The organism is Streptomyces sp. SAS_272 (assembly GCF_052543235.1).
The window spans coordinates 50,276-67,312 of record NZ_JBMNDR010000021.1; the positions used below are offsets into that span (position 1 = coordinate 50,276).

General features: G+C 70.8%; 17 protein-coding genes. 9 read left to right on the forward strand and 8 right to left on the reverse strand.

The annotated features are described in order from the left end of the window. Positions 1 to 169: 169 nt before the first annotated feature. Entirely contained in the window at positions 170 to 610 is a 441-nt protein-coding gene (locus ACN6LD_RS15040) for a hypothetical protein (protein ID WP_445043421.1), read from the reverse strand. Positions 611 to 895: 285 nt separating this feature from the next. Beyond that, positions 896 to 1,510, reverse strand: a complete 615-nt coding sequence (locus tag ACN6LD_RS15045) for a dihydrofolate reductase family protein (protein WP_445043422.1) — start codon at positions 1,508 to 1,510, stop codon at positions 896 to 898. 636 nt (positions 1,511 to 2,146) lie between these two features. Between ACN6LD_RS15045 and ACN6LD_RS15050 the strand changes: the two genes are divergently transcribed. From ACN6LD_RS15050 to ACN6LD_RS15060, 3 genes are all read left to right on the forward strand, one after another. Further along, entirely contained in the window at positions 2,147 to 2,557 is a 411-nt protein-coding gene (locus ACN6LD_RS15050; protein WP_319187398.1) for a VOC family protein, read from the forward strand. A gap of 109 nt (positions 2,558 to 2,666) precedes the next feature. Further along, positions 2,667 to 3,431: an SDR family oxidoreductase gene (locus ACN6LD_RS15055; protein ID WP_319187471.1), complete on the forward strand. Its 765-nt coding sequence runs from the start codon at positions 2,667 to 2,669 to the stop codon at positions 3,429 to 3,431. Positions 3,432 to 3,605: 174 nt separating this feature from the next. Then, positions 3,606 to 4,448, forward strand: coding sequence for an ATP-grasp domain-containing protein (locus tag ACN6LD_RS15060; RefSeq protein WP_445043423.1), 843 nt, complete (start codon positions 3,606 to 3,608; stop codon positions 4,446 to 4,448). An 88-nt stretch (positions 4,449 to 4,536) separates the two neighbouring features. Here the strand turns inward: ACN6LD_RS15060 and ACN6LD_RS15065 are convergent, their stop codons facing one another. Then, positions 4,537 to 4,950, reverse strand: a complete 414-nt coding sequence (locus ACN6LD_RS15065) for a TraR/DksA family transcriptional regulator (RefSeq protein WP_319187402.1) — start codon at positions 4,948 to 4,950, stop codon at positions 4,537 to 4,539. A 266-nt stretch (positions 4,951 to 5,216) separates the two neighbouring features. On the opposite strand from ACN6LD_RS15065, the gene ACN6LD_RS15070 reads away from it, so the two are divergent. Continuing rightward, positions 5,217 to 6,326 carry a TolB family protein gene (locus ACN6LD_RS15070; RefSeq protein WP_445043424.1) on the forward strand — a complete coding sequence of 370 codons (1,110 nt, stop codon included), beginning with the start codon at positions 5,217 to 5,219 and terminating at the stop codon, positions 6,324 to 6,326. Positions 6,327 to 6,417: 91 nt separating this feature from the next. On the opposite strand, the gene ACN6LD_RS15075 is transcribed toward ACN6LD_RS15070, so the two are convergent. Beyond that, positions 6,418 to 6,912 carry a lamin tail domain-containing protein gene (locus tag ACN6LD_RS15075; RefSeq protein ID WP_445043425.1) on the reverse strand — a complete coding sequence of 165 codons (495 nt, stop codon included), beginning with the start codon at positions 6,910 to 6,912 and terminating at the stop codon, positions 6,418 to 6,420. 304 nt (positions 6,913 to 7,216) lie between these two features. Between ACN6LD_RS15075 and ACN6LD_RS15080 the strand changes: the two genes are divergently transcribed. From ACN6LD_RS15080 to ACN6LD_RS15090, 3 genes are all read left to right on the forward strand, one after another. Further along, a complete protein-coding gene (locus ACN6LD_RS15080; protein WP_319187408.1) occupies positions 7,217 to 7,669 on the forward strand; it encodes a DUF1569 domain-containing protein in 453 nt (150 codons plus the stop codon). Positions 7,670 to 8,075: 406 nt separating this feature from the next. Continuing rightward, complete coding sequence (locus tag ACN6LD_RS15085) at positions 8,076 to 9,599, forward strand: ABC transporter substrate-binding protein (protein WP_445043426.1); 1,524 nt, start codon at positions 8,076 to 8,078, stop codon at positions 9,597 to 9,599. Further along, on the forward strand, positions 9,600 to 11,429 hold the full coding sequence (locus tag ACN6LD_RS15090) for an ABC transporter permease subunit (RefSeq protein ID WP_445043427.1): 1,830 nt from the start codon (positions 9,600 to 9,602) through the stop codon (positions 11,427 to 11,429). 81 nt (positions 11,430 to 11,510) lie between these two features. On the opposite strand, the gene ACN6LD_RS15095 is transcribed toward ACN6LD_RS15090, so the two are convergent. From ACN6LD_RS15095 to ACN6LD_RS15105, 3 genes are all read right to left on the reverse strand, one after another. After that, positions 11,511 to 12,041, reverse strand: coding sequence for a glycoside hydrolase family 95-like protein (locus tag ACN6LD_RS15095; RefSeq protein WP_445043428.1), 531 nt, complete (start codon positions 12,039 to 12,041; stop codon positions 11,511 to 11,513). Positions 12,042 to 12,126: 85 nt separating this feature from the next. After that, a complete protein-coding gene (locus tag ACN6LD_RS15100; RefSeq protein WP_445043429.1) occupies positions 12,127 to 13,323 on the reverse strand; it encodes an SGNH/GDSL hydrolase family protein in 1,197 nt (398 codons plus the stop codon). A gap of 221 nt (positions 13,324 to 13,544) precedes the next feature. After that, on the reverse strand, positions 13,545 to 14,411 hold the full coding sequence (locus tag ACN6LD_RS15105) for a helix-turn-helix domain-containing protein (protein WP_445043431.1): 867 nt from the start codon (positions 14,409 to 14,411) through the stop codon (positions 13,545 to 13,547). 73 nt (positions 14,412 to 14,484) lie between these two features. Here ACN6LD_RS15105 and ACN6LD_RS15110 point away from each other — a divergent pair, with 73 nt between their 5' ends. Continuing rightward, a complete protein-coding gene (locus ACN6LD_RS15110; protein WP_319187419.1) occupies positions 14,485 to 15,303 on the forward strand; it encodes a phytanoyl-CoA dioxygenase family protein in 819 nt (272 codons plus the stop codon). Next, complete coding sequence (locus ACN6LD_RS15115; RefSeq protein ID WP_445043432.1) at positions 15,300 to 15,581, forward strand: hypothetical protein; 282 nt, start codon at positions 15,300 to 15,302, stop codon at positions 15,579 to 15,581. The genes ACN6LD_RS15110 and ACN6LD_RS15115 overlap by 4 nt, the downstream gene beginning before the upstream one ends. A 45-nt stretch (positions 15,582 to 15,626) precedes the next feature. On the opposite strand, the gene ACN6LD_RS15120 is transcribed toward ACN6LD_RS15115, so the two are convergent. Then, entirely contained in the window at positions 15,627 to 16,973 is a 1,347-nt protein-coding gene (locus ACN6LD_RS15120; protein ID WP_445043433.1) for a glycoside hydrolase family 6 protein, read from the reverse strand. Positions 16,974 to 17,037: the final 64 nt, after the last annotated feature.

Sequence of the window (17,037 nt, forward strand, 5' to 3'; positions counted from 1 at the left end):
CCGGCGTCCGCGCCCGCACCCGGCCCCGTTCGCCCTCGTCGGTCGAGCCTGGAGACGAGCGGTGAAGACCCCCAACGTGGGACGCCTGCCGTCCCGTTGAGCCTCACGTCATGCTATCGGCTCCCTGTCTGGTGCGGGGAGCCGAGTCCAGCGCCGTAACGCGGTGGGGTCAGTCGTGCCGGCAGGCGTCGCGCTCGAATGCGGTGAGGGGGACGGTGGCGGTCGACTCTTCGCCGTCGTCGGAGACGCTCTGGTAGAGGACGCTTCCCGGAGTGAGTCGATCACGGTCGCTCAGCGTGAAGGTGACGTTCGCCGACGACCATGAGTCGTCCTCGGTCCAGCCGTAGAGGGCATAGGTGGTCCTGGCGGTCAGCGGAGCCAGGGCAGTGGTCGCGGTCCAGCCGACGGCGGGAGGCTCCAGGGGCCAGGTGGCGAGACCGGTGTGGAGAGGGCGGTCAGCGGTCCACGAGCCGACCGTCGCCGCCTCATCGGCGTCGACGCCGTCCATGTAGAGCGTCGCTCCGTCGATCCGATGCCCGCAGACCATCATGACGCCGAGCAGACGGCCGTCGTCGGTCACGGAGATGCCGGCGACGGCGTCGACGGGCACCGTGCACCCTGGAACGCCGCTCAAGGCCACCCCGGCCGCAACGGCCGCTAGACGGCGTCGAGTTGTCCGCCGACGTGGCGTGGTCGACTCCATCAGTCCCCCTACCGGGGCATCCTGGCGCCCCCGTCTTCCGTACGCACTGCGCGTACCCGACAGGGTCCCATGGGGGCAGGGTGGCGCGATCCCTCCGGAGATCGCGCCGACCGACCTCTTCCACCGGATCAACCGTGAAGTCCCGGAACCGGTCGGCCGGACCTGGGGCTGACTTGGGGGAGCGGCGTGACGTCATGCCTGTCGGGCGGTCCGGTAGCGCAGATGGGTGACTGTGGGGGAAGTGATCACCTCGGTGGGTGTGAAGGCCAGGTCGGCGAGATCGTCGAAGAGACGCTCTCCCGCGCCGAGGACGGCGGGCACGAGGTGCAGGACCAGTTCGTCGAGCAGACCCGCCGCGAGGTACTGACGCACGGCCGACGCGCCGCCCGCGATCTCCACGTCCTTCTCGCCTGCGGCCTTCCGCGCTCGCTCGAGTGCGGATGCAATGCCTTCGGTCACGAAGTGGAACGTGGTCCCGCCTTCCATCTCCAGCGGTGCACGCTCGTGATGGGTCAGCACGAACACCGGTGCGTGGTACGGCGGCTCGGGCCCCCACCAACCCGTCCAGCTCTCGTCCCACGCGCCCCGCCCGGGACTGAACATGTTGCGTCCCATGATGTGCGCGCCGGTGTTCTCGTGCAGGTCCGTGAGGATCTGTGCGTCGCGTTCCCGACCGGGCTGCTCCTTCTCGAACATCCAGGCGGTGAGCGCCTCGGCCCCGGTGCCGAAGGGTTGCTCGAGGCTCTGGTGGGGGCCTGCGGTGAATCCGTCGAGCGAAATGGCGAGATTTGCGGTGACGATGCCCACGGCGTCTTTGCCTTCCCGTAGTCGGTGATCGCAAGCCTAGACTCGCCGGTCGCCGCACACTCATCGGTGCACGCACGATCGCCTGCGTGCCGTGAAACGAGTCGTAAGTCCCCCGATGCACGCGGCCGTCCGGTCGCGCGGCCCAGGCAGGCGTCGCGGCACATCGTCGTGCCGGAACAACTGGCCGAAGAAGCACTCGAGTTGGCCGCACGTGAATGCCGTCCCTGCGGTACCTCCAACCGATGATCATGAGTGGCTCGAACGCGCTGCGCTCTTCTTGCAGCGGCCGTCTTCGCCGTCCTGGTCTCGGGAGTGTCCGCCTGCGACGACGGAGAGGACGTCCCCGTCCCCGCGGGAGGCGACAAGTGGGTCTCCCTCACCTTCGCGGCGGGGCAGTGCGGACCGGATCCTGGTGAGTTCGGTCTGTACTACTACTACTTACTACTACGAGGAGGACTCCGGGGCCCTCCGAAGTCGCATCGGTCCCCGCTACGGTTGCCTGCCTGCCTGCCTGCCTGCCTGCCTGCCTGCCTGCCTGCCTGCCTGCCGGTGCGGCGAGCTTCGGCCGGCCTGCGGGCTCTGGGGACTAGCCTGGCCGCCTGCCGACCGCCTTGAAGCGTCGAAGGAGTCACCCGCATGGAGATCGTGTCGTCACGGAAGATCACCACGTTTCTGATGTTCGAGGGGAACGCCGAGGACGCGATGACCTTCTACATCTCGCTGTTCGACGATGCCGAGGTGGTCAGCATCAGTCGCTACGGAGCCGCGGGGCCCGGCAAGGAAGGCAGTGTGCAGCACGCGACCTTCTCGCTCGCCGGTGAGGAGTTCATGTGCATCGACAGCCCCGTGCAGCACGACTTCACCTTCACGCCCGCCGTCTCGCTCTTCGTCCAGTGTCAGGACGAAGCCGAGCTGGACCGCCTCTTCGCGGCCCTGGCCGAGCAAGGCACCGTGCTCATGCCGCTGGGGGACTATGGCTTCAGCCCCAGGTTCGGCTGGGTCAACGACCGGTTCGGCGTCTCCTGGCAGCTGAACCTGCCCGCCTGAGCAGTCCTCTCGAGCCGACCCGGTGATCGTGCTTGCCCGAATACCGGTTGCCAGGTCCCTGCCGTGGGCCGAACGATGACACCTTGTGACGACCACAGAAACCCAGCCCATGTCCGGTGCCGCCCGGCCGATCGCGTTGGTGACAGGAGTCGGCCGCTCCGTCGGGATCGGCGCGGGCATCGCCCGCCGGTTGGCCTGGGCCGGCTGGAACGTCGCATTCACGTACTGGACGCCGTACGACGCGCGAATGCCCTGGGGCGCAGAGGCGGGCGCCGCGGACAGAATCGCCGAGTCCCTCGCGGACGAGGGCGCCGAGACGGTGGCCGTCGAGGCGGACCTCGCCGACCCGGACACCCCGGAACGTGTCTTCGACGAGATCCGGCGCCGCCTCGGCGACGTCACGGCTCTCGTGATGTGCCACTGCGAGTCGGTCGACTCGGGCCTGCTGGACACCACCCTGGAAAGCTTCGACCGCCACTTCGCGGTGAACGCGCGCGCCACCTGGCTGCTGATCCGCGAGCACGGTCGCCGCTTCCAGGGCGCTCACGGAACCGGACGCGTGATCAGCCTCACCAGTGACCACACCGTCGGCAACCTGCCCTACGGGGCCAGCAAGGGGGCGCTGGACCGCATCACACTGGCCGCCGCCCAGGAACTCGCCCCGCTCGGGATCACCGCCAACGTGATCGACCCGGGGCCGGTGGACACCGGGTGGATGTCCGATGACATTCGCGACCACGTGCTGCGCCGGACGCCGTTGGGACGGCTGGGCAACCCGCAGGACACCGCACACCTCGTGGAGTTCCTGTGCTCACCGCAGGGGCAGTGGATCAACGGGCAGCTGCTGAAGAGCAACGGCGGATTCGCCCACTGACCCCGGGATCGCCGACACGGACGTCTGCCACGGTGATCCGTCTGCCGAACCGATCAGACAACAGCCGTCCATGCCGGTGGCGGCGTGCGGGACCCAGCGGCCGGCCGTTCGCCCCGAGGCGTGGATGCGAAAGCAGTGGACTGTTCGGCCGGATCGGTGCCATCGTCAGCGATCGTGACGGAGCATGACTTCCTGGCGTTGGCGCCGCAATACACCACGACGTCCGAACTGCTCTCGAGTTCGGCGCGTCGGCGCGGGATGGACGTGGAAGTGCTTCCCGCCCACAAAGATGTGGGCACTGCCGTGCCGAGGCGTTGTGGTCACTACTTCGGCGGCCCCGCTTTCGCGGCACGCGTCGTGGACGCCCTCGACGTCGCGCTCCTGGAACCGTCTGACGACTGGCTGGCCACGTTGCCCTACGCGTACACCGGACGGCGGATCGCCATGGCCACCCTGGGCGAGGCGCGATCCCTGTCCCGACCGGCGTTCGTCAAGCCGCCGAGTGCCAAGACCTTCCCGGCCGCTGTCTACTCCAGCGGCAGAGGCCTCCCGACGGGGCCGGAGCTGTCGGCGGACGTGCCGGTCCAGATCAGCGACGTGGTGACCTGGGCAGCCGAGTTTCGCCTGTACATCCTGGACGGCGAGGTCCGCACGGGTTCGCAGTACGCGACCTTCGGCCGTCTCGACGCCGAGCCCCTGGACGGGCACCGCCACGAGGAGCACGTCCTGGAGTTCGCGGACGATCTCCTGGCCGCGTGCGGCGGTGGCCTGCCCAGCGCGGTGGTGGTGGACGTCGGGCTCCTGGCCACACCCGAGCACGGAACCGCCGGCCGGTGGGCGGTGGTCGAGGCGAACATGGCGTGGTTCAGCAACTGCTACGCCGCGGATCCCGACCGGGTCCTGGACGTCGTCCTGCGCTCAGCCGGTCCCCGGACGCGGACGGCGGAGCGGGACCGCCGCTTCTGCCGGGGGGTTCGACGCCAGGGTGAGTCCAGCACCCGGGCGGCAGGTCGCTAGATGCATGGACCCGCAGGATTACGACGACGCCGGCACCAGGACTGTCGCCGGCACCGGGACTGCCGGATGGGCGAGGGGAGGGCCGGGATCAGGCGTGCGGCGGCGATCGGCGCGGGCCGGCCCGGGCGCAGCTGACGCATGTGGTGGCCGCCGGACGTATCTCCAGGCGTTCGGGCGGAATCGTCCTGCCGCAGCTTTCGCACTGTCCGTACTGCCCCTGTTCAAGGCGTTCCAGCGCCCGGTCCAGTTCTTCCAGGTGCTCCCGCGCCTGCGCCATCAGAGCCGCGACGTGCGCCCGTTCGAAGGCGGTGGTGCCTCCCTCGGGGTCGTGCTCGTCGTCGACTGCGACCAGGGCATTCGCCGCGACGATCCCGTCGAAGTCGCGGCTCAGTGCGGCCGCACGCGCGAGGGTGTCGGCCCGGTCGGCCGCGAGGCGCGCACGCGCGCCCGAGGGGCTGGACGTACCGGGCTCGCCGTGGCTGTCGCGGGATGCATCGCCCATGCTGCGACAACGCCGACCCGGCCTTGAGCATTCCCCTGGCCGGCCGCGTTGCGCGTACTCGTGTCTCGCGGGACGGGGTGGTCGTCGGGCGCGTCCACGGCGTGGCCGGAGAGTGGGCTCGGACGCAGCCGGTATGTCGTGACGTATCTCGTGACCTTCGTGCGACGCATTGACCCCACAGTGTCATCGCGGTTGCATGCTTGAGGTCCTCCGGTGGGGAGCCGGAGACGCCGACCGATGTCATGGCTGGGGGAACGATGGAATTCATGAAGCGGAAGGCCGCCGGACGTGCGCGTGCCGTCTTAGGCGCCGTGGTCGTGGTCTGCGCGGTCACGACGGCGTTGCCGGGAGCGGTTTCGGCTGAGCCGATGACCGTGCCGGGCGCCGCGAGTGACAGCGTGGCCGGGGTCGAGCGGATCAGTGTCGCGCCCGACGGCAATCAGGGCGACGGTGACTCCGCCGGCGCCACGATCACGGCCGACGGCCTGCGTATCGCCTTCTCGTCGTCGGCGAAGAACCTGACACCCTCCAACCCGGTCACGTTCGAGAAGGTGTTCGTCCGTGACCAGCAGGCGGGCCGGACCACGCAGATGAGCAGCAACACGTCTCCGATCCAGCGCCCGGTGATCAGCGGGGACGGGCAGTACGTCGCCCTGTGGGGACAGCTGTTCCGGGACACGAAGGTCCTACTGTCCCAGGTGAGCTCGGCAAGCACGATCGGCGTCAACTGCTCGGGCCTCAGCTGCAGTCAGCCCTCGCTCAGCGCGGACGGCCGCTATATCGCCCACGTCGCCACCTTCAGCCGGCCGCCGTCCCGGCAGCGCATCGAGGTGCGGGACTGGCGCGCCGACACCACGCAGACCGTCGCCGAGTTCGATCACAGCGTCCAGGCCCGCCCGTCCATCAGCGGCGACGGCCGGTTCGTCGCCTACCAGGACGGCCAGACACAGGACGTCTTCGTCTGGGACCGTACCGACAACATCTCCACCGGCCCGATCGAAGGTCCGTCCCGAGCGGCCACACTCGTCCAGCTCAGCCAGGACGGCAGCAAGGTCGTCTACCTGTCGGGCTCCGACACCTACGTCCACGACGAGAGCTCGGGCACCGACCGACTGGTGCCCGACGTACGGGGTTTGGCCATCGATCCCACCGGCCGCCATCTGCTGTACGCCCCACACGACGCGAACGGACCGTCGCTCGTGCTGCGAGACCTGGAGACGGGCGCCGACGAGATCGTCTCCGACCAGCCGGCCTCGGCCGGGACCGACGCGGTCAGCGCCGGCGGGCGCGAGGTGGTCTTCCATTCCACGGCCGCTGACATCGTGCCCGGCGACACCAACGGCAAGTCGGACGTCTTCATCCGCCGTTTCTCCTGATCGCTGACGCTGCCCTTTCCGGCCCGGTGCGGAGGGAAAGGGACAGCGTCTGCGGTCGTCCCGCGGGGCCGACCGGCGACCCCGTGGGAACTCAGCCGTGGTAGTTGATGTATCCGTTGCCGTCGGCGTCGTTGGCGCGCTTGGTGTAGGAGTGGACGTCTGCCTTGGCGCCGGACGGCTTCAGCAGGTAGATGGTGTCCTTGTCGTTGTTCCAGATGAAGTTGCAGTTCTGGCGGTAGACGACGTTGGCGGCGTCGGAGTTGGCGCCCCTGCCGCCGCGCAGTTTCACGTAGTCGCCGGGCTCGAGCTTGTGGCTGGAGGCGAAGGTGAACTTGTTCCCCGTGGCGTCCTTGACGACGTAGCCCTTGAGGTCGACGGTCGCGGTGCGGGAGTAGTTCTTGATCGTCAGGTACTCGTCTTTGGTGTTGCCGCCGGAACACCGGTTGGAGTCGCTGCCGGGGGCGTCGTACTGGACGCCCTTGACCTTCAGCGCCGACGTGTACTCGGTGGCCTGGGCCGGTCCTGCGGTGATCGCGGCTATCGTGCCCGCAGCGGCGAGTATGGCCAGGGCATGGCGCATGCGCATGAGGAAATCCCCCCTCAGTGGTGCGAATGGAGCGCCTGGAGCCTACCGGAAGTGATCGACGGGTGTTCCTTTCGTGTGCAAGTTGTGAAGAGCGCGTGTGAGTTCGGATGCGCGGCGCGGCCCTGCGCCCACGGAGTCGCCCTCGTGACAGAACGTCGGGCCGGTGCGCGGGCCGTGCGGTGAGGCGGCGACCTGCCGGGTGATGCGGCGGCGGACGCCTGCCGCCGACCGCACGGTGACCCCTCGGGTCGGCCGGCCAGGAGGGGCGAAGTAGTTTCGGTTTGCATCACTGTAAGCTTTTGGCATGCCCCCGATCGATCTCGCCCGGCTCGCCGAACGGTTGCACCAGAACCTCGGCAGGCCCGAGCGCGAGCTGCTGGCTCCGGGAAGTTCCTGGAATCTCTCCCAGACGCTGCAGCACTGTGCGCAGACCGTCCGTTACTCCGTGACCGGCTACCCCGCGCTCAAGCCCGCCCTGTTCCGGGCGACGGCAGGCGCCCTCGCCAAACGGGTCTTCCTGCGCCGCGGCGCCATGAGGCACTCGCTCGCCGCACAGATCGACGGAGCGCCGCCCCTGGACCCGGAACTGCCGGTGGCCGAGGCCGCGGCCGGGCTCACGGAAGCGGTGGCCCTGTTCGCGAACCATGCCGCAGAGCACGCCCCCCACCCCGCCTATGGGCGCTGCACGCACGACGAGTTCGCGCGGCTGCACGCCATGCATCTCGCCGAGCACCTCCCCGGCCTGGTGGATGCCTGACGACTTGTCAGGCCAGGGAATCCCGGTCGATGAAGCCCTGACGAACCCCTGACCGGAGGCCTCGTTCCTTCCCGAACGGTACGCCCCGCCGCTCGACTCGCTCCCGCGCGTCCTGGTTGCGCTGGGGCCGGATGAGGCCCTGATCGGTCCGGATGGCGCTGTCCGGCGTTCTCGATCGCCCACCGGAGCGGCGGAGTTCCTCGGCGGCGGCGTGAGCGGCGCCACTCGCCTCTTCCCCGGCCGGCGTCGCCTCGTGTGTGGCTGGGCAGCTGCGCCGCGTTCTCATAGTTGAGGGTTCACCTACCGAGGTAGATCGAGTTAGGCTTACCTAAGTACAGTGATCGAGTTCCCGCTGCCCGCCTCAGGTGCAGGGGCTCACCCCACCCTCTGCGTGACAGGACCTCCCATGCGTTCGACCCCCCGCGGCGCCTTCGTGGCCCTCGCTCTCACTCCGCTGCTCGCAGGATGTTTCGTGTCCAGCGAGCAAGGCGCGGGCGCGGGCCCGGACGGGGGGCCGGGAGGACGCCTGAGAGTCGCGCTCGCCGTGCCGCCGGCGCGGGCGCTGTCCCCGTACAGCAACGACGCGACCGTACTGAGCAAGCTCTCCGTAGCCGAAGGGCTCACCGCCCTGGACCGGAGCGGCGACGCGGCCCCCGCGCTGGCGACGTCCTGGAAGCAGACCAACCCCACCAGCTGGACCTTCGAGTTGCGCAAGGCCACCTTCCAGGACGGCACCCCGGTCACCGCCGCAGCCGTCGTCAACGCCCTCGGTCACGCTGACGCCGCACGGCCCAAGCCCCGCGTCCTCAGCGACGTCACCCTCATCGCGAAGGCCGACGACGTCGACACGCTCACCATCAGCACCAAGGCCGCCGACCCGGTTCTCCCGCTGCGTCTGGCCAGCCCGGCGCTGGCCATCCTCTCCGGCAAGGCCTATGCGAAGGACGGCACCGCCAGTCCGGTCGGCACCGGAACCGGCCCCTTCCGGATCACGAAGCTCGCCGGCAAGTCCAGGGTCGCGCTCGACCGTTACGACGGCTACTGGGGCGGGAAGGCCAAGGCGTCCGGCATCGACGTGACCTGGACAGCCGACGGCACGGCCCGCGCCAACGCCCTGCGCAGCGGCGACGTGGACATCGCCGAGTGGATCCCCACGTCACAGGCGAAGCTGCTGGAGGCGAAAACCCGTCACGAGGTTCCGTCCGTACGGACCGACAGCCTCATCCTGAACACCGGCAGCGGCCTGTTCACCGACACGGCGCTGCGCGCGGCGGCCCGCCAGGCCGTGGACGGCGCCCCGCTCGTCGGCTCGGTCTTCAGCGGGTACGCGGACCCCGCGCAGGGCCTGTTCGGGCCCGCCGTCTCCTGGGCGGCCGACAAGCGCGTCGACGTCACCGGTCGGGCGAGAGCCGCGACCGCAGCGCAGGTGAAGGCGCAGACGAAGGGCAGGACCGTGCGTCTGGCCACCTACACCAACCGCGCCGAACTGCCCGAGGCCGCGTCCGTCCTCCAGCAGCAGCTGGAGCAGGCCGGGTTCACCGTGAAGCAGGACGTACGCGAGTACACACAGATGGAGGCCGACCTTCTCGCCGGCGAGTACGACGCCCTGGTGTTCTCCCGGGTGACACTCCTCGACACCGGCGACGCGGTCGCCTACCTGGCGAGCGACTTCCTGAGCGACGGCGTGTACAACATCGCCCGTCTGAAGGACCCCAAGGTGGACCAGGCCATCAAGTCGGCCGCCGAGGAAGGCGACGTGACGAAGCGGCAGCAGAAGATCATGGCCGCCGAAGCGCAGGTTCTGCGCACCGACGCCGTCGTCCCGCTCGTCCACGAGAGAGTCGTTCAGGGCATCGCCGCCGGCGTCGAGGGCGTGCTCCTCGACCCGCGCGAGCGCTCCCTGATCGACGTCGACACCCACCTGAAGTAGATGAGTGCGACATCGCCCCGTACCGGGACCCGTCCGTTGCGTCGGCGCGCGGGCCTCGGCCGCCTCGCCGCCGGGGGCGCGCTGCTGACGGCGGTGGCCCTGCTGCCCTGGCTGTCCGGGAACGACCCCGCGCTGACCGTCCTGCGGGCACGCTCCGCAGACCAGGACCCGACGCCCGCCCAACTGGCCGCGGTAAGGGAGCAACTGGGTCTGGACGAGGGGCCGTTCGCGCATCTCGCGTCATGGCTGAGCGGTCTGCCGCGGGGCGACGCGGGCACTTCCTGGGTGTCGGGTGAGGCGGTGCTTCCCCAGGTGACGAGCGCCTTCGCGGTCTCCGTGACGCTGATGCTCGGAGCGCTCGTGGTCACGGTCGCCGTTGCCGCACTGGTCAGCGCCCGTACGCTGCACCTCGGCTCCCGGCGGCGCCTGCACCGGGCGACGGGCGCCATCGGCATCGCCGTTCTCGCCGCGTTGCCCAAGTTTCTGCTCGCCTCGCTCCTGGCCACCGTGTGCGGGGTGTGGCTGGGCTCGTTCCCCTCCAGTGGGTGGGAGGGGCCCGCGTCGATGGTGCTGCCCGCGCTCGCCCTCGGCATCCCCTCCGGAGCGATGATCGGGGGTCTGCTCGACCAGGCACTGCCCGCCGCCTTCAACGAACCATGGGCCCGCACCTGGCACGCCTACGGCCTTTCGCCCGACCAGGTCGCCCGGCAGGCGCTGCGGCGCGTGCTGGCCGGGGTGCTGCCGCAGCTCCTGCCGACCGTGGTGGCACTGGTCGGTGGCGCCGTCGCCGTGGAGAAGATCTTCAACATCCCCGGGCTCGGCCGCCTCGCCCTGGACGCAGCCATCGCCCAGGACCTGCCGCCCCTGCAGACCGCGACCCTGGCCCTCATCCTGCTCGGCGTCGCTGCCGGCTTCCTCGTCCATGCCCTGCGCAGAGGGCTGCTCGGGCCGGCCCTGCGGGACGGAGCGCTGCCCGCGCTGCACGCACAGGCCCTCCCACGAGGGCGCTTCACACGGTGGGCCACTCCGGTCTGCGCCCTCGCGCTGCTCGTTCTCGTCACCGTCGGACTGTTCCGAGACCCCCTGCATGTGGACACGGCGGCCCGACTGCTCCCGCCCTCAGCCGCACACCCGTTGGGCACGGACGCGCTGGGCCGCGATTTGCTGGCCCGCCTCGGCCACGGCGCGCTGCGGACGCTGGGCACGGCCCTCGCGGTGACCGCGGTCTGCACGCTCACCGGGTTGCTGCTCGGCATGGCGACGCAGGTCGGCGCGGGCCTGACGGAAGTGGGGTCGACGATGCCGGCGGTCCTGGCCGGCATGCTGACCACCGCGGTGACCGGCCCGTCGGCCTCGGGCGCCGCCCTGGCGGTCTGCCTGGTCGGCTGGACTCCCTATGCAGCCCAGACCGCGGCCCTGCTGGAACAGGAGCGGGCCGGCGGGCACATCCTCGCCTCCCTCTCCCTCGGCGCCGGACCGGGCCATCTCCTGCGCCGCCATCTGCTGCCCGCCGTACTGCCCCCCGTTGTGCGCAACGCCCTCCTGCGCCTGCCCACCACCGTCCTCGTACTTGCCTCCCTCGGATTCCTCGGTCTGGGCGAACAGCCGCCCACCGCCGAGTGGGGCCGGCTGCTGTCGGAGAACCAGTCATACGCGGAACTGGCGCCCTGGACGGTACTCGGCCCGGCCGGCGCACTCGTCCTGCTCTCCGTTCTCGCCCTCTCCGACACGGACGCCGTGGCCGTGCGCAGCCTGGCGTCGGTCCGGATCTCCCGTCGGCCCCGGCACAGAGCTGTACAGGGCGACAGTGCAGGGCGCCGGGTGAACTGAGCTTCGGGCGGCGCCTGCTCCGTCGTTCGGCCGGTGACGGCGGTGGCAGAAGCGCCGGTCGCTCCCGCAGCCACGGCCGCACTACGGGAGGCCGCGCGGCACGCGCTCGGCACGTCGGGACGGCGTCGGCCAGGGCCACTGGATGACGGAGCCGCCGTCGGACGTGGAGGAGCCGGAGACGTCCATGACCTGTTTGCTGTTGCCGTTGACCAGCTTGAAGGGCCCGGTCAGCAGGCCGACGGTGATGGTGATGCTCGTTCCGGCGGTCAGCGAGACGACCCGGGCGTGGTTGCCGAGGGACGACGCCGTAACCGTGGCCGAGGTGGTGACGGAGGTGACGCCAGGTCGGCATATGAAGGTGATGTCCTGGTCGCTGTCCGAGGTGAGCTCGACGGCGGCGGTACGGGCCCCGGTGTCCCAGGTGAGGGACTGGACGGTGGTGCGGTTGCGGTTGCGGCCGCGGACGCCCTTGATGGCGCCCTTGTCCAGTCGGTCGGGGAGAGCGGGGAGGATCTCCAGCACTCCGGGGCGGCTGTAGACCAGCGCTTGACCGAGGATGCCGGGAACGGCGCAGGCAGGGGCGACGGCGCGCGTCGTGCCCAGGACGCCCACGCCCGCCCGGCTTCTTCGCGGTGTCGGAGGGCCGTTTCGCCGACGGACGCTCCGCCCCTCGCCGTTGGCCTGGCGTCCGGTGTCGTCACCAGCCGATCGGGAGGCCGGCGACGAACGAGGTGAGCCGGTCGGCGACGAGCCGGTCGTCGTGCGCCGAGTAGTGCCAGTGACAGCCCGTGAAGTCCAGTCCGGATTCGTCGAGGAACCAGTACCGCACCCGGCCGTCCCCGGCGTCCGTCCGCGCCTTGACCGCCTGCTGGACATGGCCGGCGAACGGTCCGGCGCCGACGGCCACGATGGTCGTCGCGGCCCCGTAACGCGTCCGCAGCTTCTGGAGGAAGTCGCCGTACGCCGTGCGGTAGGCGGCCGCGAGGCTGTCGGGCGTCCACGGCTCACCGGGGTTCACGGCCGTCGAGAAGTCGTTGGTCCCGAGGTTCACCACGACGAGTCGGGGGCGCCACGTGCCGGGGTTCTGCCAGACGTCCCCGGGCACGTTCAGCAGGGCACGGTCGTAGAAGGTCCGGTAGGTGACATCCGGCGAGCCGCCGTTGTAGTTGCGCACCATGCCGAGGCCGGAGTAGGCGTTGAGCTGGTAGTCGGCCCCCAGCTCGCGGGCGGCGAGAGCGCCGTAGCTCACGTCGGCGTCGGTGGTCCTCTTGACCTGGTCTCCCGTGCAGTCGCGGGAGGCCGAGAGGTTGCCGTAGCCGACGGTGAGGGAGTCGCCGATGAACTCGATCTGGCGGTCGCGGGCCGCCGGCCTGCTCAGCACGGCGCCGCCCGGCGCGGCGACGAAGCCCCTGAAGGCGCTGGTGGCCCAGGGAGTGTCGTTGCGCTTGACCAGGCGGACGGTATGCGCGCGGTCCCGCAGACCGTTGACCCAGTACGTGGTCCGGCCGGGCGAGACGAGCGTGGTGACCGTGGCGCCGTCGACCTGGACGTCATAGTCGGCGGCCGAGTCGTCGAGTGCCACGCCCACGCCGGTGCCCCTGAAACGACCCTCGAAGTACACGCCGGGCCAGCTGTACTGCACCAAGCTCCCGGCGTCCTTGACCCGCCCCGCGGTGTGGACCTGAGCCAGGACGCCCTTCGCGCGGGCCGCCCGCCCGCCGTCCACCTCGGCCGGTCCCCGCAGCGTGCGAGTGTCCACCGGCGTCGCCCGCGCGGCGCCCGCGGTGCCCACACCGCTCAGGAGCGCCGCCAGCAGGGCGGCCAGACCGGCGAATGCCGCCGTCCGCCCGCGATGCATCCGCCACTTACTGCGGGCCGTGCGCGGCGCGGTCATCCGTGGTGTCTCCTTCGCTGGGTTCGAGTGCTCGTCCGTCGGAGCCAGGGGCGCGAGGGTGGCGGGGCCGTCTCGGCGTCCGAGATGCCGAGCGGCTGTCGGGGGTCGGCGGGCGAGGGTCCGTGGCGCACGGTAATCAAGCGCATCGGGACCGTCAACGAGTGAAATGAGACGCCCTGCGAGGGTCCGCCAACGCTCGGGAGGGCCCTACGAGACCTCGATCAGAGGCCGGTGAGGTGTCCTGGTGCCTTGGGTGCCCTCGGTGCCTCTGACGCCTCTGGCGCCTGCGATGACCCTATTTCGCCGCCGGGGCGGGGGCGTGCGGCCGTCGCGCGCACTTCGCGCGGGCTCGCGCCCAGTTCGCGACGGCAGGCCTTGTTGAAGGCCTGGAGATCGGCGATGCCCACGGCCGCGGCGACGGCGGTGACGGACAGGGTGGAGGACGCCAGCAGGTGACGGGCGCGCTGCAGGCGCCGACGCCGGATGTACGACACGACCGTGAGGCCCGTCTCGGCACGGAAGAGGCGCGTCAGGTGCGTGTGGGAGATCCCGACGGCTCGCGCTATGTCCGGCACCGCCAGCGGGTCGGCCAGGTGCTCCTCGACGTGGGCCTGCGCGGCGGACACGTACGGGTGGCGGCCTCCCTCTCCCTCGCCGCTCGGCAACTCGGCGATGCGCCACAGAGCGGCCCACACTTCGGCGTTGGCCCGCGAAGGCGAGGCCGGCAGGGCCGTCACGGCACGGCGGAGCAGATCGGCCAGGCGTGCGCTCTCGGCCGCCGCGTCCTGCATCACCGGGACCGTCCGTGCCGATCCGCTCTCCCGCAGCCGCAGATGGACGTAGAGATGCTCCGACCTGCCCCGGTAGTGGAAGTGCACCTCCGTGTCCGGCGGCACGAGACTGACGTGGCCGGGACGTATGGCGTGGACGGACTGCCCCAGGGACAAGGCGCCCTCGTAGTGGTAGAGGTGCAGCTGCCACAGGTCGGGCAGGCGGAAGACGTCGTGTGCGGTGGAGACGCCGTGCACCCCGATGCCGGCGCCCACCACGGTGGGCGGCTCCTCGAGCCAGAGCGTCGTGGTCCTCATGAGGGTGGAACTTTACCAGCAGTGGACGAATTCAGCCCACGACCCAGCCGTACCGGGCGCATACGTTCGTCGCATGTCAACCAGCAAGCACCTCCTGACATCGGTTCAGGTGGCACGCTTCGTCGCGCAGGGATTCGTGCGCCTGGACGGGGCGGTGCCGCAGGAGATCAACGAACGAGCCGTCGCGACCCTGGACGAGGGCCTGCCGCAGGTGCCCTACGGCACCCCGCTGAGCGAGGCCTTCGCCCGGGACGTCTTCGTGCACGAACTGCTCGCCCTGCCGGTCGTCGCCGGGGCGGTGGAAAGCCTGGTCGGCCCCGGCCCGACCGTCGACCACCACGCCGTGCACGTCCGCCGGCCGCACGAGGGACACGCGCAGGACCTCCACGCGGACGCGATCATCGACGTACGGCCCGACGCGTTCGACATCCAGCTCATGTACTACCCGCATGAGGTGACCGCCGCGATGGGCGGCACCCTGAGCGTGCCAGGAAGCCATCTGCGCAGGATCAACGAGACGGACATCGGACGTGTCCAGAACCTCCGGGGGCAGACGCGTCTGACCTGCCCTGCGGGGACGGTCGTCCTGCTGCACCACGGCATCTGGCACAGCGGGCGACGCAACGACACCGCGCACCGCCGCCACATGTACAAGCTCCGCCTCAATCCCACGGTGCCGCAGGTGCGCCTCTGGGACACCTCAGACCTGCACGACCCGGCCGTCGCCGCGGAACTCTCCGTCGGCTTCCCCTGGTACGAGCAGGCCACCGCCCGACTGGAGACGTACAACCGCATCCTGCTGTGGCGGGCCCTGACCGGCGACGACCGGTTCGACGTCGAGCACTGGGTCACCCGCGTCACCAACAGGCCGACACAGAGGAGCCGGGCATGAGGCAGCAGGTCATGGTCCTTTATCTCGCCACCTCGGCGCTGGACTCCGACGTCGTCGGCTGGTCCCGGTACGACGGGACCGGCCGGACCCGCCCGACGACCGGTGACGGCGACGAGCCGCCCTACTCCACCGGGCTCGCCGCGCTGTGCGACGGCTGGCGCCTGTTTCAGGCCTCCCAGCTGCTGCCACCCCAGGCCGGTCACGAGTACGACGTCTCCTTCCTCAAACACGAGTTCTTCTTCGAGAAGCTGGAGGAAGGACTTCGTCCCGGCGCGTGAGCGGACCGCCCTGCGGCCCGCCGGCCGCAGGGCGGTCCCGGCCGTTCAGCGGTTGAACGCGAGGCGGGGCGCCGCGTTGCGGGCCAGCGCATGCGCCTGGTCGGGCCACCAGGTGCCGGCGGGCGGGTCGACGATGCCGTACTCGAGGTCGATCGTGCCGCCGGTGTTGCGCGTGCAACTGCCGTCGGACTCGCCGGGGATCTTGATCCACAGGTAGGCGTCGACGAGGGGCACGCCCGTGGCCGCGGTGGGACGCGGCCCGAGACCCCGTCCGGGAGCGTTGCACCAGACCTCCGGGTCCCCGCTGTACTTGCCCGGCTCCGGGGCCCAGGCGCCCAGACCGTTACGGCTCGTGTCGATCACGAAGTGCTGCACGCGGCCGGCCGGCGGGGCGCCCGCGTTCTGGTCGAACCAGGCGTCGGTCCACCGCCAGGTGGCGGGATCGGCGGAGTCCACGGCGTTGCCCGGGACGCCGTCGTTGGGGGCGGCCGACGAGTAGTACTGACTGGCGCACCAGTCGGTGTGGCCGCGCGCCTGCTCCGGTCCCTCGGACGCGAACCACATGCACTTCGCCACCCAGGCGCCGTACCTGGCGTTGTGGGCGGTGGGGAGGGTGTTGGAGACGTTCAGGGAGAAGCCGTCGGCGGAGCGGACCCCGGCGTCCAGGAGCCGCTGGGCCATGTCGCCGACCGGCCGCCACAGGACGTTCCCCGCGTCCAGGTAGACCGCGGTGCGCGGCCGGGCCTTGAGAGTCCTGACGGCGTACGCCACGTCGGCGATCCGGGCGGCCGTGAGCGCGCCGGTCGGGTCGGCGCCGGGGCCGCAGTCCTTCGGGAGGAGGGCCAAGCCGTCGGGTTCGACGACGACCACCGCCTGTCCGGCGCCGATGCCGGCGGCGAAGGCGTCGATCCACTGCCGGTACGCGGCGGAGGACGCCGCTCCGCCGCTGGAGTACTGCGTGCAGTCGCGGCCGGGCACATCGTAGGCGACCAGGACGGGCGTCCGGTGAGCCGCCCCGGCCCGGTGGACGAGTCGGCCCGCCTTGGCGCGCACCTCGCCGGGCGTGCCCTCGGTGAACCATTCCGCCTGGGGCCAGCTCGCGAGCCGGGCCATATTCGCTGCGTTCGCGAGGTCACCGTGCTTGAGGTCAACGAGGGCCTGCTGTGCGGCCTTGCTGTGCGGGTCGGCGTAGAACCTCGTGCCGGAGGTGAGCGCGCCCTGCCCCGGTGCGTCCCGTGACGAAGACTGGGAGTGGGACTGGGACTGGGACTGAGAGTGGGACTGGGACTGGGGCTCCGGCCGTGCCTGGGCCTGGGTCGTGGTGAGAGCGGCGTAGGCGGTGAGGACCGCTACGACCGCGGCCGCGCGGCGCCGCAGACGAGGTGCTGTCATGGCTGCTCCTGATCGATGGGGGATGGATGGAGGGACGGGGGTACGCCCGCGGTCCGTGGGCCGT